Origin of the sequence: Actinokineospora auranticolor, from assembly GCF_002934265.1 — a bacterium.
In the GTDB taxonomy this organism is placed as follows: Bacteria; Actinomycetota; Actinomycetes; order Mycobacteriales; family Pseudonocardiaceae; genus Actinokineospora; species Actinokineospora auranticolor.
On sequence record NZ_PTIX01000012.1, the window covers coordinates 87,594 to 108,986 of the forward strand.

Consider the following 21,393-nt stretch of genomic DNA (forward strand, 5'->3'; position numbering starts at 1 on the left):
AGCTAACTTAATCAGCTCGGAAAGATTCGATCCATCGCTGTTGCGCCGTCCTCCACCACCGGGTTGAGCTGATGCCGGTAGACGGTCTCCGTTACCGCAGTGCTGCTGTGCCCCACCAAGCGTGAAATCTGCTCAAGGGTCAACCCACCATCCGACAGCAGCGACACGAAGCTGTGGCGTAGCTCCCGGGGCGTCCACTCGTTCGGGTTGAGGCCAGCCGCCTTGGCGAGCCTGCGGAACCCGCGCCGCACGTTAGCGGCGTCGAGCATGGTCCCGGTCTCGGAAGCGAACACCAGGCCGTTCTCCTGCCAGAGGTCACCGGCATCCTCCCGGACCTGTTGCAGCCGCACTTCCTGTGCCTCGAAGGCCGCCAAGCACCGGTCACCGATCCCTAGCGAGCGTCGGGACTTCCTGGTCTTGGTGTCACCGCCTGCCCGCACCGACCGCCACACATTGACGTGGGCTTTCGGCTTGTCGGCTTCGCTGGCGGCCCGGTTGGCAAGCTCTTCCTTGCTGACGCGAACCAGGTTCTTCCACGGCAGCGGACGCACTTCCTCCGTCCGGCAACCGCTCAGCAGGGACACGACGACGTAGGCCCCGATCGTCGAGTTGTCGCTTTCCGCCGTCAGTAGCAGCGCCTCAGCCTGCGCGTAGTTCAGCGACTTCGACGGTCGACCTGTCTTCCCAGTCGGACACTCGCACAGCATCACGACGTTGCGCTTCACCTTGTCGCGGGCCTGAGCGCGGTTGATCGCTCGGAGAAGGATGGACCGGATGTCCCGGAGTGTCCGAGTGCTCAGCTTCGTGGCCAGCCCGGCCAGCCACACGTCCACCTCGTCGGCGCTAAGTTCGCGGAGCTTTCGCGCGCCGATCAGTGGCGTGACGTGCAGATCTGCCAGGATGCGCAGCTTTTCGTGGGTGGCCTCTCCCCTGCCGGGCAGGCCGTAGGTCAGCCAGTCGTTGACCGCTTGGCCAACCGTGTACCCGTGCTGCGCGATGGCGAGACCGTCGTCGAAATCCCGGATGATTTCCTTGAGCTTGTTCTTGGCTTCCGTCTTGGTCTTGCCACTGGCGGTCTTGACCAGGCGTTTCCCGGCGGGCGTGTACCCGATGGTCAGGGAGGCAATCCACCGCTGACGCCGTTCATCCCAGTGAAGGCCACCGTCGCCGCGGCTACGCCGCTTGGTCATGGCACTCCTCAGCTTCCTTGATGAGCAATTGGACGTAGTCGTTGAGCGCGGCGGCAGGAATGCGGCGCGACTTGCCTTGGGTAACCGTCCGGAGACGTCCGGAGCGGATCTGTTCGTACAGGGCGGTTCTGCCGATGGAGAGCAGCCGCATCGCGTCGGCGACGGTGTAGAGGTGCCTAAGTGGAACGACAGTGGGAGTGAACTCCGCGGTCACGGTCAAGCCCCTTGAGATGGTGGTGGCCGGTGGGCTGACGTCGCATGGCGATCCCTTCCAGGGCAGGGGGTGACTGCGCGATTTCGCAGGTGTCACCCGGGGTTTCTGCTGATCAGGGGAGTGGCAGTGACACGGGTGACAGGGGTGACACAGCGGGGGCAGTGAGGGCGTCACCGGCCAGCGGGACGAAGTACCGGCCCGTGCTGTCTTTGGTGAGCTGGTTGTCCTCGACCATCCGCCCGCAGGTGCGCTTAGCGTTGTCGTTGGTGATGCCAGCACCTGCGGCGATGACCTTCGGGGTGCTGCCAGGGTTGTTCCGCAGGAACCGGAGGATGGCGGCCCGGGTGTCGCTGACCATGTGGTCCACTGCGGGGCCGTCGAGCATGTTCCAAGCCCCGTGTTCGGCATCGAAGGACAGGGCGTACTCGGCTTCCTCGACGTCGCGGCCGGTGACGTGCAACTGGCCGTCTGCGGCGTTCCGGCCCCGTTGGAGCACGAGCACCGCGTCCGCGGCTCCGGCGATGCCGTTGGTGCCGGAGACGGTCTGTAGGAAGTCCTCGGAGGCCGCTTTGCGCACGTGGGTGACCACCAGGACGGCGACGGCGTACTTGTCGGCGATGTACTTGATCCGGCCGATGGCGGCATAGTCCGCCGCGTACTGGCTGCCCGTGGTGTTCTCCCCACCACGCACCTTGGCCAACACGTCGATGACGACCAGGCGGGCGTCCGGGTTCCGGTCGAGCCACCCGCAGATGGCGCGGTCTCCCCCGTCCGCCAGTGGCGGGCACTCGGTGGCGAGGGTGAGCATCTGCGGCCCGGGAAGGCCAGCGAGCATCTTCCGCATCCGCGACTGCAACCGCCGGGCGGTGTCCTCCAGCGCGAGGTACAGCACCGGCCCGGACTCGCTGACGATGGAGCCGAACGCGGGCTGTCCACCCGCGATCGAGAGTCCCAACCCCAGCGACAGCCACGACTTGCCCACCTTCGGCGGCCCCGCGATCAGGTTGACTCCCTCGCAGATGACTCCCGGAACAGCCCACTTGGGCTCTGGGAAGTCAGCCGCCAAGAGCTGATCGGCGGTCCAGGCGGTGCGCAACATCAGCCCGTCTTCCTCGGGACGTAGTGGTCGCACGACGGCGTTCACGCGGCCACCTGCCGGGGGCGACGGGCACCGGCACGCAGTCCGGAGGTGATCGTGCTGTTGGCCGTGTGTGCGCTGTAGGCGTGAACGGCCAGGTGCCCGGACGCGGCCTGCAACAACGTCGCGCGCACGTCCTCCTCCGTGAGACCACCACCGGCCACGAGCTGGCCCAGCGCGCACGCGGCGATGTAGAGCGTCTGGTTGCGCTCACCGCCGGATGCACTCTCGACGCGGGCCACTTCCGCCGCGATAGCGGCGTCCAGGTAGCGGGAGCGGCGGTCGCGGCCGTGCAGCGTGATGGGTGCAGCCGGGGCGGTGGGCAGCGGCTTGGGGCGTAGCCGGTCGACCAGCCAGCCGGGCAATGGGATGACCGGCGCGTCATGCTCGACGACGTAAGGGCGTCCGTCCACCTCGGACCCCGGGCCAGCTACGCAGCCGCCACCGGCCCGGGTGTCGATGTGCCAGCCGAGTCCCTGACCACGGTCGCCAGCGGTGTTGCGGAAAGTCTCGCCGGTCGGTGCAGCGAAGTACAGGTGCAGGCCACCGGACGGGGTCGAGACGGTGAACGTGTCCAGCGGGAGCGGGGCGCTTGCCTGTTCGGCAAGGACGGCCAAGACGTCGAGCCCGCAGTGGACCCCGGGCAGGTTCCAGGCTTCCGGGGCGGTCTCCCCTGGCTTGGCGGTGTCCAGGTCGACGACGACCAGGTGGGCGGGGCCGGTGGCGATGCCGACGTTGTAGGCGCCCGTCGACCAGCACCGGGCGATGCGCTCGGGGTCGGTGGTGGCGCGGCGCTCCCAGTCGCGAACCGCGGGGCGCTTGCCGCCGGGGGTCATGGGGAAGACGGGCCAACCGCGGCCAGCCAGAGCCAGAGCGGCGGTGTGCATGGCGTTCATGTCGTGCGCTCCTGTGTGGATGATCGGGGGTGACTACCGGCGGCGATCACGGCGGACACGCGTCCAGGCGTTGTGGACTCGGCGGCCCACGCGGAGCCGGTATCCGCTGCCGCTGCACAAGCGGCAGGGGCGGAACGCGCGGATGAGCGGGGCGCGGTGGCGACCGGCGCCCTTGCAGCGGCGGCAGCGTTTGAAGGGCCAGATCGCGCACGTTGCGGCGTAACCAAGCGTGAACAGCGAGGCCAGGGTCAACGGATTGATCAGGAGTGCGGCGAGGGTGCTCACAGGAGGTCTCCTGGCTGATTTTGGGTGCGCGAGACCTGCGCCTCTAGGCGCTAGGACGCTGATCAGGGGTGTTGCAGTCGTCTAGAGGGGGCTCTAGGTCTAGAGGGGTCGGGATCTAGACCTAGAGCCGCGGTCGCGGGGCCATGACGGCGACCTCTAGCTACTCTTGGTAATTGCGTCGGCGATCCACTCGCGGTTGATGCCCATACGGTTCGCGCCCTTGCCGGTGGTCGGGTCGGTGCCCCACACCTGCTTGGTGGCGATGCCGTAGGGCTTGAGCGCTCCGGCTAGCTGGGTGGCCTTGGCCGAACCGGTGGCCAACTCTGCCCAAGCCCCGTAGGTCGACGGCCGGAGTTCGGCGAGACGGTCCACGATGGATTCCGACCACGCCTTATCCGCGTCACCGATGGCGGCCAGGACGTCATGCAACAGGGTCGTGTCGCCGCGGTCTTCAACCTCGACGTCGAGCCCCGCCGCGTAGCCGGTGAGCAAGCCAGCGGCAACGCGGATGGCGCGGGCGCGAGTGACGATCTTCTCGGCGGCAGGTGCGTCGATGTAGACGCCGCGCACGGTGCGCGGCTCATCGCCGTCACCCTTGAGGATTCCGATCCCCTTGTCGCTGAACGAGAATGCGGTGGCGCGGACACCGTTCTTGTACGACGACGTGCCCAAGACCATGTCGTTGGGAACCTGACCGGCCACCTTGAGGCAGAACCGGAGGACGGCGTTGTCGCTGATCTGCGTCGGGATGGACTTGGAGTCCGGGCGCTGGGTGGCCAGTAGCAGGGCGATCCCTGTTGCCGGGCCACGTTTGACCAGGTCAGTGCAGATTTCCTCGATCTCCGCACCGTAGTCGGGGTGCTCGAACCACACCTGACACTCGTCAGCACCGACCACGATCGGGTGCAGCCGCAAGGATTTCTTGCTGGCAAGCTCACTGGTCACTTTGGACTCAGGGCACAAGTCCTTGGGGAGTTCCCGGATGACCTTGGTTCGGCGCCGCATCTCTTCTCGCAGCGCACGGAGCGAGGTTAGGGCGTACTCGATGTCCTCCGGGTCGTCGCCGGCCCGGTACCGGTGGCTGACGGGTGCCAACGGCGACAAGTCGCCGGTGCCCTTGAGGTCGTACACGTGCAGTTCGGAGCGCGGGTCAAGGCAAGCGATCAGCAGCAACTCTCGCAGCGTGAACGTCTTGCCCATGCGCGGGACCGCGCCAATGATCCCGGCGATGAACATCAAGGTGATGTCGACCCACCGGCCGCGCTGGTCGGTGCCGAACGGCTGGGGCTTGAACAGGTCGATCGGCTCACCGCGGCGCAGCGGCCATGCGGGCTGCTTCGCCTTGCTCATGTCCTGGTCACCGACCCAGAGCACCAGGCGCCCGGGGTGGACCGCGGCGTTCCCCTCCGGCCACACGCACCCAAGCGGACGCCCCAATCCGGACGCCAATCGGTCCCGACGCTCGATGACGTCGCCCGCGGTGACGCCCGGCGGCAGGTCGACCTCTGCCCGCCAACCAGGCCCGTCACGGCTGATCGGCGCCGTGAACCCGATCGCGCGGCTGTTCTTGGCCATCGCCTGGTTGATCCCGGCGATGCCCAACACGGACAGGGCGCGTTCGACCACGTCAGAGGTGAGTTTCTGGACGTGGGCAGCGGTGACTGCCCGGCTGGCCACCGGCCGGTCAACCGGGGTGCCCAGCTTGCCCAGGATGCCCATCGCGATGCACCCGCAAGCCCAGATGACCCACTCAGGGGTGACCGTCGGCAAGATGAACAGCAAGACCGTCCCCACCGACGCGCCCAAGAGCAGCAGGAGTGTCCGCATCCGGACTCGTGCGTCGCGCTGCTGGGAGAGCTTGAGGTAGTGCTCGGCGTTGCCCTTCTCGGACATCTGCCGCCGGATCGAGCGCCCTTCGGCGTCGGAAACCCACCGACCGGTTGCGACTGCCAAGAGCAACGCGCCCGCAGGCGAACGGACTGCGAGTTTGAGCGCGTAGAGCGGCGACCGGAAGGCGTGGTATCCCGCACTGTGGGCGTAGTGCTTGGCGGTCCACTTCGCCGTGGCCTTGGCCTCTGCGAGGGTGCGCAGGTAGCTGGGGATGATCGGCAGCCGTTCGGCACCGCGGATGCGCTCGATCCATGACGTGGCCGGACCGTCGTCCACCTTGTCGACCAGCATCGGCGGCGAGTCGTCGACTGCCTCAGCCTCGACGACCTCACTTCCCGGGGCGGGCTCGGTAGTCGGTTCAGGTGAGGCCGAGGTGGTCCGGGCGAACGGGAGAACCACACCATCGGCGGTCGGCTCTGGCGTGGTCATCGGCCCTCCTCGTCTCGCATCAGGTGTGTCAACGCAGCAGCGCATCCGAGGACGACCACGGGCAGGCAGGACACGGGGGTGGTGATCTGCCATGGGGCTGAGGTCATCCCGGCAGCGGTCATCAAGTGGTACGCGACCTGACCGCAGGCACCCAGCACGAGCGCGCCGATCGCCGAGTTCCGGGCGAACTTGCGAGCCCGATCGGACCTGGATGCGGACAGCCACACCCGGAGGGCGAAGGCGGCGTACGCCTCAACACCGAGCGGCAGGGTGATCGCCGAATCGATCGTGAACTCATCGGCGATGCCGGGCAGCAGGGCGATCTCACCGAACCCGGTGAGCTTGCCCAGCCCCACCCAACCGCCCCAGATGGCGACGAACGCGCCTGCGGCGATCAGCAACAGCGCCCAAGAGTGCGCGCGCCATCCGACCTCCGAACGCTCGGAGCGCGTCGGAGCGTCTGGCGTCGGCTCCGGGTCTGCGGGGGCGCTGACCTTGGTAGAAGAGGTGCCCGCGCCGCTCTCCTCGATGACTTCGGAAGTGATCTCCGGCCCCGGGTTCACGGCGTCGGTCTCGGTGGGCGCGGCGATCTCATTCGCGTCCTCCGGGCCGTCGTCGACGACCGGGTTGGCGGGGTCGAACCCGGACGCCTTGACCGTGTCGAGCACGGCGGACGCCTTCGGCGCACCCACCTTGAATGTTTTGATGACCCGGTTGCGTGACGGCCACTCCCCCAAGTCCGCGGCAAGGTCGCGGACCTGGTCGGCGAGGACATCCAGCGGGGTCGGGTAGGCGCTGGTCATCGGTACTCCCCCGTCGTCGAGCGGCGGGAGCGGGGAAGGCTCGCCATGCAGGTGGATAGCATCGAGTCCCCACTGCCCTCGTGGTTGTTGGGTGCTCCGGACCGGCGGGCGTTCTTGGCGGAGTGGCCGCCGGTCCGGATGTTGAGCAGGCAGGCGGTCATCACGCGGCCTCACCGCCGCTCGTGCGGTCGCAGTCCCAGCAGCGACGCCCGTTGAACTTCGGCAGCCGGTAGGACGCGGTCCGTCCGCACTCCGTGCAGGTGCGCAGCACCTGATTGGCCTTCCACAACGAGTAGAGCTGCGCCGTGGTCGCGCCCGGGGACGGCTTGGCGGTGTCGAGCCGGTACAGCGCGGCCCAGGACTTGCCGCGGCGCCACTTGAGCTGCGCCACCCAGTCCTGACCACCGGGGCAGAGCCCGGCGTCCCGAAGTTGCCGCCTGGTCACGAGCCCTGCCGGAGCACTGCGGTAGCCGAACGTCGGCACGCCGTCGTCCATGCGGCCCGGCCAGCTCTGGCCGTTCCACGGCAAGGTGACCACCTGGGCGGTCATCGGGAGCCCCCCGGCCCCAGCTCGCCACGGGGACGGCGTTGGACCGGCTTGCGCGCGGGCTTGTCGTCCGTCCTCTCCGCCGTCGCGGTGACCGGGCCGGACTCGGCAACGCGCGCCTCGACGTAGACGCGAACACCGAACCCGCCGCGGTTGGGGTACTGGCGGCCGTTGCTGGCGGTCTCGATCCCGGCCGCGTTGAGGACGGCCAGGAGGCAGCCGATGTCCTCCGGCTCGCCGAGTAGCCGCAGACCCACGGTCCCGCTCACGCGGCCTCACCTCGCGGAACGACTGTGCGCACCGGCAGCGAGCGCACCTGCGCGCCCATCATCCGGTTCATCTCGCGGCGCGCCCGCCGCGTGTCGATCTCGTGCATGGCGAACGGGGAGGTCGGCCGGTGGATCGGCTCCACGGTCGCGTCCATCTCCGCCAGCAACGCGTCAACGATCGGCCCCGTGAGGCCGTCGGGGTAGTGACTGGGGTGAGTCACTTCGTACCTCGCTCTGGTCTCGCACCCTCCGACGTGGTGACCAGCGAAAGCTAACAGTTGTTTGGTCAGCGGGTCAACTGTTAGATGACAAATTCAGGTCAGATCGCTTTGACCAGGGGAGACGTGGCGAGATGCTGTTAGGCAACTGGTACGCTCACCTGACCAGCAACGCACGTTTGGAGCCCTCATGGCAGGCGAACCCCCTCGCCTCTCCCGTTCCGAGTCCCTGCACCAGCAACTCGCCCGCAACATCCGCAACGACATCGAGTCAGGGCGCCTGCGAGACGGGCAGCCCTTGCCGTCCACCCGGGATCTGGCGAAGCAGTGGCAGGTCAGCGTCTTCACGATCAACGAAGCGATGAAGCTGCTCATCGATGAAGGGCTGGTCGACAGCAGGCCGCGGGCCGGTCGGATCGTCACGGCCCCGGATCAGGCCAAGCGTGTCGAGGTGCGGACCAGCCGCCCCAAGGTGCTGCTGATCGGCGGCTACGCGGGCAGTGGGAAGACCGAACTTGGCCGCATTCTGGCCCGGGAAACCGGGTGGCCGATCCTGGACAAGGACACCCTGACCAGGCCCGTTGTCGAGGCCGCGCTTGAGTTCATCGGCTGCTCACCGAACGACCGGGAGTCGGAGAAGTACCTCACGGCCATCCGCCCGCGCGAGTACGAGGCCCTGCGCAGCGCCGTGATGGAGAACGTCCAGTGCGGCAACAGCGCGATCGTGACCGCTCCGTTCATCCGGGAACTGCGTGACCAAGCCTGGATCGACCGGACCCAAGCCACCTTCACCGCCGCAGACGCCGACGTCACCGTTGTGTGGGTCCACTGCGACATCGACACGATGCTGACCTACGTCCGCCACCGCGGTGCCGCCCGAGACGCCTCCAAACTCGACAACTGGACGACCTACGCCGCGTCCATCGACATCGACTTCCGCCCCCCGATCGACCACATCGTCATCGACAACAGCGCCACCGGCGCTCCCCTCCAGACGCAGGCCCGCGAACTCATCGCCACGATCCTGGGAGCTGACACGTGACCCCACCCGTACGCGTCCTCGTGAGTTGCGAGGAAGACGACCAGGTCGGTCACGACCTCCTCTCCCAGACCCCCGGCCTGGAAGTCATCCCCTACGACCCCAACTCCCCCGACCTGGACTCCCACCAGGCGTCGGCCCACGTCCTCATCCCGCCCTACCGCAGCAGCCACCGCCCCATCCGCCTACTGCCACTACTCCCCAACCTCCGCATGGTGCAACTCCTGTCAGCTGGCACCGACGAATGGGCACCCCACGTCCCTTACGGCATCACCCTGTCCAACGCCCACGGCGCCCACGCAGGCCCGGTCTCCGAGTGGATTCTCTCCGCCATCCTGACCCAGTACCGCCAATGGCCCGCCCTGGTCAGATTCCAAGACCAAGCCATCTGGGCACATCGCAAGTTCCACGCAGACACCCTCGCCGGAACACGCGTCCTCATCATCGGCGCAGGCAGCATCGGCATGGCCACCGCCCGCCGCCTCAAAGCCTTCGAGGCCGTCCCCACCCTCGTCGCCCGAACAGCCCGGGACGGCGTCCACGCCACCACCGACCTACCCGCCCTGATCCCGGGCCACCAGATCGTCGTGCTCACGGCACCCCTGACAGAGGCCACGCGTGGCCTGGTGAACGCAGAGTTCCTGGCCACCATGAACACCGGCGCCCTGCTGGTCAACGCCGCGCGCGGCCAAATCGTCGATACGACGGCCCTCGTACACGAACTCCAGCAAGAACGCCTAACAGCCGCCCTAGACGTCGTGGACCCCGAACCGCTTCCATCTGGTCATCCACTGTGGTCGTGCCCCGGAGTCCTAATTAGCCCTCACTCAGCCCGAACAGTACCTAGAACAAATGAGCTTTGCTACTCCGCCGCAAACCGACAAATCTGCGACAGGGCACTATCCGGCTGATTTCCTTGCACCTAGGCAACGCCGTAGTGAGCCGCAAGACCAGCAAATTGGCTGCCCTGTCGCCGGGTGGCGTCGTCGACCAGCTTTCGCATGACCGAACGCCCGAGAGGCTGACGTCTGGCCCAATCCGGAGATAGTTCACGAGCCTGGCCCAGGTAGCCGAGCGCAAGCCGCGGCTTCTTCAGCTTGACTGCGGCGCTGGCTAGATGGAGGCGGTGCCCCGATTCCCAGAATCGGGGCACAACGCCTTGGGCATCCGGAAGTCGCCGTGCGAGACTGAGACCTCGCTCGGGATCACCGTGTCGGATGGTGTGATCGACGCGTTGGAGTGCGGCTACGCGTGGGCCAAAGATCGCGACTTCGCTGGCTGAATCAACGCCAGCCCGTATGGCCGCGGCGGCAGCGACTGCCAAGAGATCTTCGGCGCGCTGTGCGCTACCTGACCGGTGTGCGGCGTTGGCGGCATTGAACAGCAGATTGCCGAACACACCAGCCCGCGTCGGGTCTCGGTCAAGCATCCTGGGTTCGATCCGCTCTGCCGCGACTACCGCGACGCGTTCCGCTTCGGCAGTACGGCCTTGACGAATCAGAGTCCAGACCAGGTACCGTGTCGATACCGCCGTGTCGACCTCCGGCGTATCGGATTGACGTGCGACATCGATCGCCTTCTCCGCAGCCGTCCAAGCCAGATCGTCCAATCCCAGCCGGCCAGCGATCCCGGCCCCCAGGCGGTACCCGACGGAGATCAGCCGACACGCTGTTGCCTTTTCGGCTCCGGAGGACGCGTGTATCAGCCGCCGAGCGTCGGTAAGCAGCGCAGGCAGCCTCTGTAGAAGCTCATCGTGCCTGCCATCGACGTAGGCGCGCCATGCCTTGTGCGCCTCAACGGCAAGCGCACGAGCACACACAACCTCATCTGTCTCGGTGAACTCGGTCAAGCCTGGCACGTCACCGGTCGGGGTGATCGCCCGGCGCAGACTGGTTATGTCCGCATCGGAGCCATTCAGCGTGGCCAACCGCCCTTGCAAAGCGTCAGAACTGACGCCGAGTGCCGCGGCTAGCTTGTCAATGGTGCCCGGGCGGGTCGTCTGCCGCTCGCCGCGTTCGATGCGGCCAACCGTGTCCACACTTACGTCGGCCGCGACGGACAACGCTTCCTGCGAGAGATCGTTCGCCTTGCGAAGACGGGACAGGTTGGTCGCCAACGCGTCAGACACAGCCGCCTCCCAGACCTAGAGCTGATACTCCGAGAGTACTGGTTGTCCAGCGTCGCAAAGCACCGTCCGACCTCGCTCGACAGCCGACTGCGCCGCGACGATGCGCCGATGCAGGGCAGGCGTGACCAGCTTGGACGCTTCGTCGACTGTGTACAGCCCGATGGAGCGAATCTCGGGGTCGACGACAGGCATGCGCCGGACCTCATCCTCGGTCACGAGACCGCCATCGAACACGAACGCCAGACCCTCGGGCATGACGCCTTGCGTAGGGATGTGGTCGACCACCAGCAGCGCACCTTGACGGCGAACGATGCCGACCTCCTCCTGAGCTTCCCGGCCTGCGGTCGCCCACGGCGCCTCCTCGGCGTCTGCCGTACCACCGGGGATCTCCCAATCATCCTTGTACGTCGGCTCGACCAGCAGCACCCGTCCCTGCTGGTCGTGAAACAGCACTCCAGCAGCCACTCTTTTCAAGGGCAGGGACCGGGCGTACTCGTCGTACGGCATGAGTTCCACAAGCTTGGAGGCTACCTGTCGCGGCCGTGACGCCTGTTCCCTGCTTCCGAGGCAGGGAACAGGCGGTCGTCTCGACTGAAACCCGGCTCGCAAGCTGTGTTCTCCCAGGTCAGCGCGGCCGATGCTGTGAAGACACCCCCGACAGACACGCTGCCAATGGCGGAGACAACATGGACTCGATAGTCACGAAGACCGCGTTGTGCTTTGGCCCTGCGATCGTCCTGATTCTCGCACTGGAGTTAATCGGAAGAGGTCTGGTTGCGCGAGCGAGGAAAAGCTTCCATGCCGCCGTCGAACGAGAGCGGGAGAGAGCCCGGGCCGAAGCACCTACGCAATTCATCCACCACGTCTCACTTCCGGTGAACTGCACACCACTCAAACCTCTCCCCCTACCCCCGTCTCGGCACCGAATAGTTCTGCGCGACCACCAGGGAAGCCGATGACAACCTCTGCGGCTATCACCAAAGAGCAAGCCATAGCTCGCTATCCAGCACTCGCCGCTCTTGCGGAAATTACGGAAGCTGGATGGACCTTTCGACCGATCTTCAATGAAGACAGTGAATTCTACGCCCTCGCCGGAACGCGGCACGTGCGACAGTACACCGACGCGTTGTGGATCTTCGATGAAAACAGCTTTCTAGCACTTCGCATCCTGGAAGACGAGATCGACTGCGGCCCGGTCTGGAAGTACGACAAAGGCAGTATTGCCGACGCCGTGTCAGCGTTATTGACTCTGCCCGAACCGGGTGAGCGTCTGGCGCCAAGCCTGGTGTTGCGGTCAAGCGGGCTGTGGACTCCAGGGTGATCGAAATCCTCAAGCGGTACAAACGGTAGTGTTCCTGAGGCAACCACCGTTCGGCAAGTTTGAGAAAATGAGACTCCGGCGGGCATGGGTCACCACAGCCCACCGGCATGTCGCCGGTCGTTAAACCGCAGGGCTATCGCGCTGCAAGCGATGGTCAGGTTCATGCGGCAAGGAAACCGAAGGCTCCGGCCTTCTGGGCGTGTTGACTTCACCTGCACACGGATGAATTCAGACACGAGGGGCGCCTCCGCTCTGTTGCCCTCCTGCGACCGGCGACCCACAAGCATGTTCAGAAGTTGACTCCAGCGTCGCACACAAAATGGGCTCGGACTCGCTCTCTGATCCCGTCTGCGGCATGTGCACGATCGCAGGCCAGTATGACCGGCCGGTCGCCATCCCCTCAATTGGCGATCGGCCGGTCTTCGTTTCGATCGAAGGTAGTGCCTAGTGCCTTTCTCTGATGAGTTCCACACGAAGGTGATCGCCGCGTGGCACGCACGCAAGTGGATCGAGTGCGATAGCGGACCTGGCCACTTTCAATTCCTGTACCCGCGTTCGTTCGGCGTGCTGTTGAGCGGGGAGCATCGCGTGTGGTTGGCCGATATCGGAGTTGAGACGTTGGACTGCGTCATTCGGCAGGGCCGGGGCGGTCGATTGACCGCTGAACTCAACCTCGCCGGGGTGACCAACGGGTGCGACTTGCACCGCAGAAGACAGATCACCAACCTGACCGTACGGAAGTACTCCCCGATGCGACTGTCATGGTACGAGCGGGAAGCGCGGGAGATCGACAGGGTTTCGCTTTCCCAGTGCGTCATGTTCGGCACCTGCCGAGAGGCGGTCTCGGTCGATGCCGAATGAGGCGCCGCGCCGGCCGATAGAGAACGCCGGGTTGGCGAAGGCACTAGGTTCGCTGTTGCGCACACGGCGCGAAGATCTCGGCTGGTCGCGGGGCACCTTGGTCGAGAAGATAGCCGACATGTTCCCGCGCACCGATGAGCTCCACGGGCAGACAATCGCAACATACGAACTGGGCATCCGGCGCATCACTTTGGATCGTTTCGTAGTAATATGCACTGCACTCGATCTTGATTCTGTCGAGACGTTGGCGCGCGGCTTGAGGCTTGCAGACTTCTTTTCATCGGATTCTTCTATCGCAATTTCCCTTGCAGCACTGGCCGCGTCAACCGACAAGAAGCTCCGCCCACTTTCTCAGTGGGCCACTGTGCAGTTGATTTCCAGCCCGGAAACCCAAATGGTAGAGCTGACGGTCGAGATGATTGAGAGCTTTGCGAAGATCTGCGCGGTCGATATCGAGAAACTCCGCTCTTTGCTGGATGCCGCGATGAAGAGCTACGCCAAGCGGCAGTGATGCCGCAGCCCTGACCGGAAACTGGTCACGCGGCGACGTCGCATGACCTCTCAGTCGGCAGTTGAACCGTCAGCTCCGCGGCGAAGCAAGGTCGCGCCCGCAGTGAACATCTGTTCGATCCGCAGTCGGCCGCGCGGCCCGAGATGTCACCCCTGTCACCCCTGTCACCTCCGATCGCGCGATGCCTTCTGCGTGCCAGACTGCGTGACAACGCAGGCGGTTCGGAGCGGACGAATACGAACGACGGCGAACAGTGACTTGGCGCTGACCTGCACAGACAGGCGGTCAGGCGGGACACGACATGGCTTCGGGACGAAGAGGTCGCAGGTTCAAATCCTGTCACCCCGACGGTCGACTTGGGCGGCTCTTATCCACGGAAAGCGTGGATGGGAGTCGCCCTTTGTCGTATCTGGGGGGCGACCCCCAGACCCCCACGGTGCGGTGGGCGCGTAACGCGCGGAGCTTGCGTAGCGCGTGTAGCGACTGGGCGGGGTGGACAGATGGCCGGGGCGGGGCGGCTTGGTGGGTGGGAAGCCAGCGGGAGCGGAGCAGCTGGCGGGGTGAGGTGCCCTGGCGGGGCGGAGTGGCTTGGCTGGGTGGACAGATGGCGGGGCGGGGAGGCTTGGCGGGGTGGGAAGCCAGCGGGAGCGGAGTGGCTTGGTGGGGTGAGTTGCCCTGGCGACTGAGGGAAGCGGCTCGGCAGGGGAAGCGGCTTTGCGGTTGGGGAAAGCGGCTTGGTGGTGGAGGACTGGCTTGGTGGCGAAGGACTGGCTTGGTGGGTTGTTGCCGGTAGGACGTTGGGGATGGCTGTTGGGTGAGTTGGTTGTTCGTGGATGAGTGCGGTTGTTTTGTTGTGGGGCTTGGGGATGGCGGTGGGGCAAGTGGGTTGAGTGGGGGCTGTAGGTGGTTGATGGGTGCGGGTGGGTAGGGGGAGGATTTCTGGTTCCTGGATGACGTGGAAGTCGTGAGTGTGGGGTGAGGGGGACCACCTGGTGGGAGCTGGACCTCCAGCGCGGTCGAGGTCGTACCGTCGGGGGGAAGCGGTGGAAGGATGGTCTGGTGACGGTCTCTGTTGTGGGTATCGGCGGGTCGCTGCGGGCGGATTCGCAGTCTGAGCGTGCGTTGCGGGTTGTGCTTGAGGGGGCGGCCGAGGCGGGGGCCAAGACGACGTCGCTGTCCGGCAACGACCTTGTCCTGCCGTTCTACGACCCGGCCGTTACCGACCGGACGGACGCGGCTCGGCGGCTGATCGACGAGCTGCGGGAGGCCGACGGGGTCATCCTCGTCTCCCCCGGCTACCACGGCACCGTGTCGGGCCTGGTCAAGAACGCCCTGGACTACGTCGAGGACCTGCGCACCGACGAGCGGGTCTACCTCGAGGGCCGCGCCGTCGGCTGCGTCGGCACCGCTGCCGGCTGGCAGGCCGCCGTGAACACGCTCACCGCGTTGCGGTCTGTGACCCACGCGTTGCGGGGGTGGCCTACGCCGTTGGGGTCGGCGATCAACAGCCTGGAGGCCAAGTTCGACGAGTCCGGGGAGTGCTCCGTCCCCGGCGTCACCACCACCCTGCGCACCATCGGCATCCAGGTGGTCGAGTTCGCCATCGTCCGTTCGTGACCCGCTGAGCCGAGCGGGTGCACGCGCCCCCTCGATCAGCGCACGACGCGGCCCGGCGGGCCTGGCAGGATCGGCGGGGTGACCACTCACCCTGTCGCCGAAGTCCCGGATCGCCTGTTCGCCGACGACGAGGCCGAGGCGCGCTGGCGGGCGCGCTTCCACGCCGCGCGGGTCTCGCTGCCCGACTGGGCCCTGGAGGCACCCGACCGCACCGTCTACGTCTCCAACGCCAGCGGCGTCTGGGAGGTCTACGCCTGGGACCGCGCCACCGACACCCACCGGCAGGTCACCGACCGCCCCAACGGCACCCTGCACGCCACCGTCACCCCCGACGGCGAGCGGATCCTGTGGTTCAACGACACCGACGGCGACGAGTTCGGCGACTGGATGGCCGAACCCTTCGCCGGGCGGCCGGTCCACTCCGAGCCGGAACCCGCCGTGCCCGGCGCCAAGCGCGGGTACCCGGCGGGCCTGGCGTACGGGGACGCCATCCGGGTGGCGGGCGTCGCCGACGACGACGGCACCACCATCTACCTCGCCCGCGGCGAGGCCGACGCCGAGGTGATCTACCAGAACGAGCACGACGGCGGCGTGGCCGCGCTCTCCCACGACGAGACCCTGCTGGCCATCGCGCACTCCGAGCACGGCGACAACCGCCACCCGGCGCTGCGCGTGCTGGCGGTGGCCGACGGGTCGACCGTGGCCGAGAAGTGGGACGGCAAGGGCAAGGGGCTCACCGGCATCGCGTTCAGCCCGGTCGCGGGCGACCAGCGGCTGCTGGTGCTGCACGAGCGCCGGGGCCGCGAGGAACTGCTGATCTGGGACGTCGCCGCGGACACCGAGCGGGAGATCACCCTCGACCTGCCGGGCGAAGTCGAGGCCGACTGGTACACCGACGGCACCGCGCTGCTCGTCGCGCACACCCACGAGGCCCGCAACACCCTGCACCGCTACGACATCGCCACCGCCGAACTCTCCACTTTGAACACTCCACCCGGGACGATCGGGTCGGCGCACACGCGCCCCGACGGCACCGTGGAGTACTCGTGGTCCAACGCCGCCGAGCCGTCCGCCGTGCGCGCGCTGTTCGACGACGGCACCGACCGCGTCCTGCTCACCCCGCCGGGCGACCGCGCCCCGTCCAGCGCCCCGCTGGTCGACGCCTTCGTCGAGACCGCGCACGGCCGGGTGCACGCCTTGGTCGCCCGGCCCGTCGGCGCCCCGGACGGCCCGCTACCCACCGTGTTCAGCCTGCACGGCGGCCCGCACGCCGCCGACGAGGACCGCTTCTCCGCGTACCGCGCGCTGTGGGTCGACGCCGGGTTCGCCGTCGTGCACGTCAACTACCGCGGCTCCACCGGCTACGGCTCGGCCTGGCGCGACGCGATCGAGGGCCGACCCGGCCTGACGGAGCTCGACGACGTGCGCGCGGTGCACACCTGGGCCGTCGAGTCCGGCCTGGCCGACCCGGCGCGCTGCGTGGTCAACGGCGCGTCCTGGGGCGGCTACCTGACCCTGCTCGCCCTCGGCACCCAGCCCGACCTGTGGGCGGCGGGCGTGGCGGGTGTGCCGGTCGCCGACTACCTCGCCGCGTACGAGGACGAGATGGAGCCGCTGCGCGCCTTCGACCGCGCCCTCTTCGGCGGCTCCCCCGCCGAGGTCGGCGACCGGTACGCGGAGTGCTCGCCGATCACCTACGTCGACCAGGTGCGCGCGCCCGTGCTGGTGCTGGCGGGCGAGAACGACCCGCGCTGCCCGATCCGGCAGATCGACAACTACCTCGACCGGCTGGCGGCCCGCGAGCAGCACTACGAGGTCTACCGCTACGACGCGGGCCACGGCTCGCTGGTCGTCGCGGAGACGATCAAGCAGTCGCTGCTGGAAGTGCACTTCGCCCTGCGGGTGCTCGGGCTCCGCTGACCGCGCCTGTTCTCCCGCCGGGTGGGTACCCGGCGGGAGAACGGGACAGGAGAGGAAGACGTGATGCCGAAGTTCCGCAAGGGCACTCGGGTGATGTGGAAGTGGGGCACGCACTGGGCCGAGGCGGTGGTGGTCTCGTCGCACGACGAGCCGGTGCGGCGCATGCTGAAGGGTTCGCTGATCACGCGCAACGGCACTGCGGACAATCCCGCGTACGTACTTGAGCAAGACAACGGCACGCACGTGCTCAAGCTGCACAGCGAGCTGTCGAAGGCCTGACCGAAAGGCGCATATCCGCAGGTCAGTGCCACTACGACAATCGGGCGACAGCACCTCTCGATCGAACATATGTGTCATACCCCCGGGGTAAAATTCAGGGGTACACGATCGAGGGGAGAGCCCGCATGAGCGTCGAGTCGATCATGGAATCGGGGACCGTGACGGCCACCGCGTCGTCCTTCGTGGAGTACGCGGCCGGGGGGCGCAGGCGGCGCACGGAGATCGTGACCGCCGCGCACGAGCGGGAGGACGAACCCGAGCACTACGGGCGCGTGTTCTACGTGCCGATCCTGCGCGCGATCCGGGCCGCGGCGCGCTCGGACGACCCGGCCGCGGTGCTCGCCGAGGCCACGGCGGCGGCCGAGCTGAACGGCCAGCCGCGCGCGTTCGCCGAGGTGTCCGACGGCTTCCTGGCCTGGTGGCGCGGCGCCCGCCGGACAGCGGTGCACTGCCGGTCCACGGTCGTGCGCGTCGGCGAGCTGAACGTCGCGGTCGCGCCGCACCTGGCCGTGCGCGACCGCGCGGGCGAGACGCACACGGTCCTGTTCCACCTAAAGGAAGCCCCGTTGACCCGCGACGCCGCCAACGCGGCGCTGCGCCTGATGGCCGTGTGCGCGGGCGACCTGCTCCCCGGCGCGCACCCCCTGGTCGTCGACCTCCGGCGGGCGCGGGAATACCGGCTCCCGCGCAACACGAACACCACCACGCTGGACGCCTGGCTGACCGCGGAGGCTTCCGCCTACACCACGCACTGGCACACGACCGCGCCGTGATGCACTATCTCCCGCAAGAATTCCACCACTAGCCGATCGTTCCCACCGAACCCGATCCGAACATGAGCAGGGCCGGTAATCCGATCCGGGGCGAGGATCGGATTACCGGCCCTTTGTGGCCGTTATTGGCACACGGGCACTACGCGGGAATTGCCATCAGCACAGGTACTGCTCACAGGTACTGCGAAATCACTTGCCGCCACCGAGCAGGCCACCGACGAGCGGCAGGCCACCCAGCAGACCACCGAGCAGGTTGCCGCCCGGCAGGCCGCTCAGCAGGCCGCCGAGGCCACCGAGGCCACCGGTCGCGCCACCGGCCGCACCGGTCACACCACCGGTCGCGCCGCCCAGGCTGCCCAGCAGACCGCCGACGACCGGCAGGCCACCGAGGACGCTGGTCAGGCCACCCAGGCCGCCCAGCGGGGAACCGCCGCCGGCCAGCCCGCCCAGCAGACCGGTCAACAGGTTGGACACGGCCTGCAGCAGGCCGCTCAGCGGGTTGCCGCCACCGAGCAGGCCGCCGACGACCGGCAGGCCACCGGCCGCGCCACCGGTCACGCCGCCGAGCAGACTGCTGATGTCGGGAATCGGCAGGCCACCCAGACCCGGCAGGGCCTGCTGCACCTGGGCGAGCTTCGCGTCGGCCTCAGCAGCCCTCGGGTCGGCTGTCTGCTGCAACGTGGTGCGCAAATCGTTGATCGCGGTGCGTACGCCCGCGAGGTCCTGGGTGTCGACAGCCTGCTTCAACTGGCTGTCGACGGTTGCGATCCGCTCGACGGGGTCCGTCGCAGTTTCCGCCTGTGCCATTCCGGCACCACCGAGCGCGAGAAGGCTACCCGCGACGGACGCGGCGACGAAACGAGCGATCTTGTTCATCGGGTTTCTCCTTGTCGGTTGTCCATGTAGGTGGACGACCAACTCAGTACCGGGGAAATATGGTCAATTCCATTCGGCCCGGCTGCGGTGACCGAATCCGAAATCGCTGCGTTAGCGGTTTAAATGGGCCGCGACGAACGCGAGAGTGACTCCGGTGACGCTGGTGTCACGGCACGTGACCGACCCCGAGAAGCCGCGCGCGGTATGCCCCGACCGATGAGCGGATGTCCCACGACCGGGCGGCAAAGCCCGGGCTCGGCCGGTCGGGTGATAGCCCGGCCCGCAAACGTCCCATGTCCCACCAGCGCCGGGATGCGGGCGCCGCCCGTTCCGGTCCTCCGTGGACGGGTGGCGGCACCCGGGTCCGTTTCCTGGAGCGAGTCCAGGAACACATGGGATAATGGGTTGACCAGGACGCCGGTGTCGGGTCCCATCAACGGCATGCAGCAGTACCGCCGGATGCTCGGCCTCCCCGGCGTGCGGACGCTGGTGATCCTGATGTTCTTCGCCCGCATCCCGCTCTCGGCCGCGAGCATCGTGCTCACCCTGCACGTGGCCGTCGGCCTCGGTCGCGGCTACGGCGACGCGGGCCTGGTCGGCATGGCCGCCACCATCGGCATCGCGGTGGGCGCGCCGCTGATGGGCATGGCCTTCGACCGCTACGGGCTGCGCCCGATCGTGCTGGCCGCGACCGTGGTCGAGACGGCCTTCTGGACCACCGCGCCGCACCTGCCGTACCCGGTGCTGCTGCCGGTGGCCTTCGTCGGCGGCCTGCTCGCGCTGCCGGTCATGTCGATCGGCAGGCAGGCGGTGGCCGCCCTGGTCCCCGAGCCGATGCGGCGCTCGGCGTACTCGCTGGACTCGATCTCGGTGGAGCTCAGCTTCATGATCGGCCCCGCCGTGGCGGTGCTGCTGACCACCCGGTTCTCGACCACCACGGCCGCGACCGCGCTCGGCTGCGGGGTGGCGGCGGTGGGGTTGGCGCTGGCCGCGGTGAACCCCAAGGTGCGGGCCGAGCACGAGGAGCAGCAGGGCGGGCCCCGGCTGTCCCGGCGGCAGTGGCTGACCCCGGAGCTGATCCGGGTGTTCGCCGTCGGCGGCAGCGCGGTGTTCGTCCTGGCGGGCATCGACGTGACCATGGTGGCCGCGCTGCGGGCCCACGGTGAACTCGACTGGGCCGGACTGCTGATCGCGGTCATCTGCACCGCGTCCGCCGTGGGTGGGCTGGTGCACGGTGTGGTGAAGCGGTCGCTGCCGCAGGTCGTGCTGATGGCGTTGCTGGGCGCGCTGACCATCCCGGTAGGACTGTTCGTCGGCCAGTGGTGGGTGCTGGCGCTGGCCCTGATCCCCTGCTGCGTCATGTGCGCCCCCACGATCGCGGCCACCGGGGAGGAGGTCGCGCGCCTCGCACCACCCGCCGCCCGGGGCGAGGCGACCGGGCTCCAGAGTTCCGCCCTGACCCTGGGTGGCGCGGCGGGCGCGCCGGTGGTCGGGTTCGTGGTCGACCACTCGTCCCCCGGCTGGGGGTTCGCCATGGCGGGCGCGGGCGGGCTGCTGATCGCCCTCGTCGCCACCGTCCTCGGCGCCGTCGTGGCGCGGCCGCGCGGGTCAGTCGAGGCAGCGGACGGAGACCAGCAGGCGCAGGTTGTCGACGCCCGCCTCCGGGACACCGCGGACGTCGAGCAGGGCTAGCTCAACCTGCTGCGGGGCGGTCCGCGCCACCAGGCACTCCGGCCTGCCGCCGCGCGTCACCCCGTCGCGGTCGACCCACATCGGGTTGTCGAGCGGGTACTCCGCGGAGGTCGCGAACCCGCCGCGCGCGAACCGGAAGACACCGCGCTCCGCGTCCACCCGCACGGCTGTCCCCCGCACCGGCGTCGGTTCCGGCAGGCGCGCGGGCACGGCCTCGGCGACCCGGTTCATCGCGATGACGGTCAGGCCCAGCGCGGCCGCCGCCAACCACGGGCGGCGGCGGTCGTGCCGGGTGTGCTCGGCTTCGCACAACCCGCAACGCCGCACCGCCCCGACTCGCGCGACCCCTAGTTGGAGTCCCACGAGGACAAGCAACAACCCGACTACGACCGCGACAAGCCCACCCGACACGTCCGCCCCCCGTCCGCTGCCGACCCGCGCGGCCGACCCGGTCAGAGGATTCCGCACGACGACGACGGCCGGTGCCGAATGGGATC

23 protein-coding genes are annotated in these 21,393 nt (G+C 67.9%); 10 read left to right on the top strand and 13 right to left on the bottom strand.

Features of this window, described 5'->3' with window-relative positions; all coding sequences use genetic code 11:
- Nucleotides 1–11: 11 nt before the first annotated feature.
- The 9 genes from CLV40_RS21775 to CLV40_RS21820 all read right to left on the bottom strand — a co-directional run bounded on the left by CLV40_RS21775 (nt 12) and on the right by CLV40_RS21820 (nt 7,882).
- Nucleotides 12–1,190 carry a site-specific integrase gene (locus tag CLV40_RS21775; RefSeq protein ID WP_104480814.1) on the bottom strand — a complete coding sequence of 393 codons (1,179 nt, stop codon included), beginning with the start codon at nt 1,188–1,190 and terminating at the stop codon, nt 12–14.
- Entirely contained in the window at nt 1,174–1,404 is a 231-nt protein-coding gene (locus tag CLV40_RS21780) for a helix-turn-helix domain-containing protein (RefSeq protein WP_245931455.1), read from the bottom strand. Before CLV40_RS21780 ends, CLV40_RS21775 begins: the two co-directional genes overlap by 17 nt.
- Nucleotides 1,405–1,516: 112 nt before the next feature.
- Nucleotides 1,517–2,548, bottom strand: coding sequence for an AAA family ATPase (locus CLV40_RS21785; protein ID WP_245931456.1), 1,032 nt, complete (start codon nt 2,546–2,548; stop codon nt 1,517–1,519).
- Nucleotides 2,545–3,438 (bottom strand): bifunctional DNA primase/polymerase, encoded by an 894-nt coding sequence (locus CLV40_RS21790; RefSeq protein WP_104480816.1) that lies wholly within the window; start codon nt 3,436–3,438, stop codon nt 2,545–2,547. The genes CLV40_RS21785 and CLV40_RS21790 overlap by 4 nt, the downstream gene beginning before the upstream one ends.
- A 441-nt stretch (nt 3,439–3,879) precedes the next feature.
- Entirely contained in the window at nt 3,880–6,042 is a 2,163-nt protein-coding gene (locus tag CLV40_RS21800; protein WP_104480817.1) for a P-loop NTPase family protein, read from the bottom strand.
- The gene (locus CLV40_RS21805) at nt 6,039–6,845 is read right to left on the bottom strand and encodes an ABC transporter permease (RefSeq protein ID WP_104480818.1); all 807 of its coding nucleotides are present in this window, start codon (nt 6,843–6,845) and stop codon (nt 6,039–6,041) included. The genes CLV40_RS21800 and CLV40_RS21805 overlap by 4 nt, the downstream gene beginning before the upstream one ends.
- Before the next feature lie 160 nt (nt 6,846–7,005).
- Nucleotides 7,006–7,395, bottom strand: a complete 390-nt coding sequence (locus CLV40_RS21810; protein ID WP_219824062.1) for an RRQRL motif-containing zinc-binding protein — start codon at nt 7,393–7,395, stop codon at nt 7,006–7,008.
- Nucleotides 7,392–7,661, bottom strand: coding sequence for a hypothetical protein (locus CLV40_RS21815; RefSeq protein ID WP_104480819.1), 270 nt, complete (start codon nt 7,659–7,661; stop codon nt 7,392–7,394). Before CLV40_RS21815 ends, CLV40_RS21810 begins: the two co-directional genes overlap by 4 nt.
- Nucleotides 7,658–7,882, bottom strand: a complete 225-nt coding sequence (locus tag CLV40_RS21820; protein ID WP_104480820.1) for a hypothetical protein — start codon at nt 7,880–7,882, stop codon at nt 7,658–7,660. The genes CLV40_RS21815 and CLV40_RS21820 overlap by 4 nt, the downstream gene beginning before the upstream one ends.
- A gap of 187 nt (nt 7,883–8,069) precedes the next feature.
- Here CLV40_RS21820 and CLV40_RS21825 point away from each other — a divergent pair, with 187 nt between their 5' ends.
- Together CLV40_RS21825 and CLV40_RS21830 are read left to right on the top strand one after the other, a co-directional pair.
- Entirely contained in the window at nt 8,070–8,921 is an 852-nt protein-coding gene (locus CLV40_RS21825) for a GntR family transcriptional regulator (RefSeq protein ID WP_104480821.1), read from the top strand.
- Nucleotides 8,918–9,829, top strand: coding sequence for an NAD(P)-dependent oxidoreductase (locus CLV40_RS21830; RefSeq protein ID WP_245931457.1), 912 nt, complete (start codon nt 8,918–8,920; stop codon nt 9,827–9,829). Before CLV40_RS21825 ends, CLV40_RS21830 begins: the two co-directional genes overlap by 4 nt.
- Before the next feature lie 11 nt (nt 9,830–9,840).
- Here the strand turns inward: CLV40_RS21830 and CLV40_RS21835 are convergent, their stop codons facing one another.
- Both CLV40_RS21835 and CLV40_RS21840 read right to left on the bottom strand, forming a co-directional pair.
- Nucleotides 9,841–11,046 carry a helix-turn-helix transcriptional regulator gene (locus CLV40_RS21835; protein ID WP_104480822.1) on the bottom strand — a complete coding sequence of 402 codons (1,206 nt, stop codon included), beginning with the start codon at nt 11,044–11,046 and terminating at the stop codon, nt 9,841–9,843.
- Between the two features lie 15 nt (nt 11,047–11,061).
- The gene (locus CLV40_RS21840; RefSeq protein ID WP_245931475.1) at nt 11,062–11,553 is read right to left on the bottom strand and encodes an NUDIX domain-containing protein; all 492 of its coding nucleotides are present in this window, start codon (nt 11,551–11,553) and stop codon (nt 11,062–11,064) included.
- A gap of 448 nt (nt 11,554–12,001) precedes the next feature.
- Here CLV40_RS21840 and CLV40_RS37375 point away from each other — a divergent pair, with 448 nt between their 5' ends.
- From CLV40_RS37375 to CLV40_RS21870, 7 genes are all read left to right on the top strand, one after another.
- A complete protein-coding gene (locus CLV40_RS37375; RefSeq protein ID WP_146108168.1) occupies nt 12,002–12,367 on the top strand; it encodes a hypothetical protein in 366 nt (121 codons plus the stop codon).
- Between the two features lie 447 nt (nt 12,368–12,814).
- Complete coding sequence (locus CLV40_RS21845) at nt 12,815–13,228, top strand: hypothetical protein (protein WP_104480824.1); 414 nt, start codon at nt 12,815–12,817, stop codon at nt 13,226–13,228.
- Nucleotides 13,218–13,739: a helix-turn-helix transcriptional regulator gene (locus CLV40_RS21850; protein WP_146108169.1), complete on the top strand. Its 522-nt coding sequence runs from the start codon at nt 13,218–13,220 to the stop codon at nt 13,737–13,739. Before CLV40_RS21845 ends, CLV40_RS21850 begins: the two co-directional genes overlap by 11 nt.
- 1,059 nt (nt 13,740–14,798) lie before the next feature.
- Entirely contained in the window at nt 14,799–15,356 is a 558-nt protein-coding gene (locus CLV40_RS21855; protein WP_104480826.1) for an NADPH-dependent FMN reductase, read from the top strand.
- 78 nt (nt 15,357–15,434) lie between these two features.
- On the top strand, nt 15,435–17,276 hold the full coding sequence (locus tag CLV40_RS21860) for a S9 family peptidase (RefSeq protein WP_104480827.1): 1,842 nt from the start codon (nt 15,435–15,437) through the stop codon (nt 17,274–17,276).
- 63 nt (nt 17,277–17,339) lie between these two features.
- Nucleotides 17,340–17,555 (top strand): hypervirulence associated TUDOR domain-containing protein, encoded by a 216-nt coding sequence (locus CLV40_RS21865; protein WP_104480828.1) that lies wholly within the window; start codon nt 17,340–17,342, stop codon nt 17,553–17,555.
- Nucleotides 17,556–17,680: 125 nt separating this feature from the next.
- Nucleotides 17,681–18,328: a hypothetical protein gene (locus CLV40_RS21870; protein ID WP_104480829.1), complete on the top strand. Its 648-nt coding sequence runs from the start codon at nt 17,681–17,683 to the stop codon at nt 18,326–18,328.
- 189 nt (nt 18,329–18,517) lie between these two features.
- Here the strand turns inward: CLV40_RS21870 and CLV40_RS21875 are convergent, their stop codons facing one another.
- A complete protein-coding gene (locus tag CLV40_RS21875; protein WP_104480830.1) occupies nt 18,518–19,204 on the bottom strand; it encodes a hypothetical protein in 687 nt (228 codons plus the stop codon).
- A gap of 420 nt (nt 19,205–19,624) precedes the next feature.
- Between CLV40_RS21875 and CLV40_RS21880 the strand changes: the two genes are divergently transcribed.
- On the top strand, nt 19,625–20,896 hold the full coding sequence (locus tag CLV40_RS21880) for an MFS transporter (RefSeq protein ID WP_245931458.1): 1,272 nt from the start codon (nt 19,625–19,627) through the stop codon (nt 20,894–20,896).
- Here CLV40_RS21880 and CLV40_RS21885 read toward each other — a convergent pair.
- Nucleotides 20,813–21,364, bottom strand: coding sequence for a hypothetical protein (locus tag CLV40_RS21885; RefSeq protein ID WP_146108170.1), 552 nt, complete (start codon nt 21,362–21,364; stop codon nt 20,813–20,815). The genes CLV40_RS21880 and CLV40_RS21885 overlap by 84 nt on opposite strands.
- Nucleotides 21,365–21,393 lie beyond the last annotated feature (29 nt).

Coding starts and splice junctions, on each gene's coding strand:
- CLV40_RS21775 (WP_104480814.1), bottom strand. CDS start 1,190: ATGACCAAGCGGCGTAGCCGCGGCGACGGTGGCCTTCACTGGGATGAA.
- CLV40_RS21790 (WP_104480816.1), bottom strand. CDS start 3,438: ATGAACGCCATGCACACCGCCGCTCTGGCTCTGGCTGGCCGCGGTTGG.
- CLV40_RS21800 (WP_104480817.1), bottom strand. CDS start 6,042: ATGACCACGCCAGAGCCGACCGCCGATGGTGTGGTTCTCCCGTTCGCC.
- CLV40_RS21805 (WP_104480818.1), bottom strand. CDS start 6,845: ATGACCAGCGCCTACCCGACCCCGCTGGATGTCCTCGCCGACCAGGTC.
- CLV40_RS21810 (WP_219824062.1), bottom strand. CDS start 7,395: ATGACCGCCCAGGTGGTCACCTTGCCGTGGAACGGCCAGAGCTGGCCG.
- CLV40_RS21825 (WP_104480821.1), top strand. CDS start 8,070: ATGGCAGGCGAACCCCCTCGCCTCTCCCGTTCCGAGTCCCTGCACCAG.
- CLV40_RS21840 (WP_245931475.1), bottom strand. CDS start 11,553: ATGCCGTACGACGAGTACGCCCGGTCCCTGCCCTTGAAAAGAGTGGCT.
- CLV40_RS37375 (WP_146108168.1), top strand. CDS start 12,002: ATGACAACCTCTGCGGCTATCACCAAAGAGCAAGCCATAGCTCGCTAT.
- CLV40_RS21850 (WP_146108169.1), top strand. CDS start 13,218: ATGCCGAATGAGGCGCCGCGCCGGCCGATAGAGAACGCCGGGTTGGCG.
- CLV40_RS21865 (WP_104480828.1), top strand. CDS start 17,340: ATGCCGAAGTTCCGCAAGGGCACTCGGGTGATGTGGAAGTGGGGCACG.
- CLV40_RS21870 (WP_104480829.1), top strand. CDS start 17,681: ATGAGCGTCGAGTCGATCATGGAATCGGGGACCGTGACGGCCACCGCG.
- CLV40_RS21875 (WP_104480830.1), bottom strand. CDS start 19,204: ATGAACAAGATCGCTCGTTTCGTCGCCGCGTCCGTCGCGGGTAGCCTT.